The organism is Bartonella sp. AA81SXKL, from assembly GCF_042196945.1.
Classification (GTDB): Bacteria; Pseudomonadota; Alphaproteobacteria; order Rhizobiales; family Rhizobiaceae; genus Bartonella.
The window spans coordinates 410-851 of sequence record NZ_JBHIRH010000159.1; the positions used below are offsets into that span (position 1 = coordinate 410).

Annotated in this window: 1 protein-coding gene; it reads right to left on the minus strand. The window is 41.4% G+C overall.

The genetic code is table 11. The annotated features are described in order from the left end of the window. On the minus strand, positions 1-442 hold a 442-nt coding region (locus tag ACFINZ_RS10280), incomplete at both ends, for a dCTP deaminase domain-containing protein (RefSeq protein ID WP_404978073.1).

A 442-nucleotide genomic window follows, 5' to 3' on the forward strand; every position in this document is an offset into this window, starting at 1 on the left:
CACTTCCAAGACTGCTCTTGCCCCTTTTCCACCTGCTTCCATATGCCCAAATCCTGGATCAAAAAAGCCTGCATAATGCACCCTAAATTCACCAACTAAGGGATCAAAGGGGGTCATTTCGGCTGCATAAAGCGGAGGAACATGCACAGATTCTCGTGAAACTAAAATATAAAACTCGTCAGGATCAAGAATTAATTCCCTTTGACCACGATCAAAGAGAGGTTCCCAAAAATCTAGAATGTTTGCAACGGCATGTTTATCGATATCAATAACACTTGTATGGCGTTTACCACGATAGCCCACAAGCCCATTTTCATCGCCTTTTAAATTAATGGAAAGCCCAATACCACCAGCGCTAATATTAGGAAGATCATCCGATATCAGCGTTTCTTGCCTTTGCAAAGCATGCAGCTCAATTTCATTTAAATAACTTTGCCCTTTT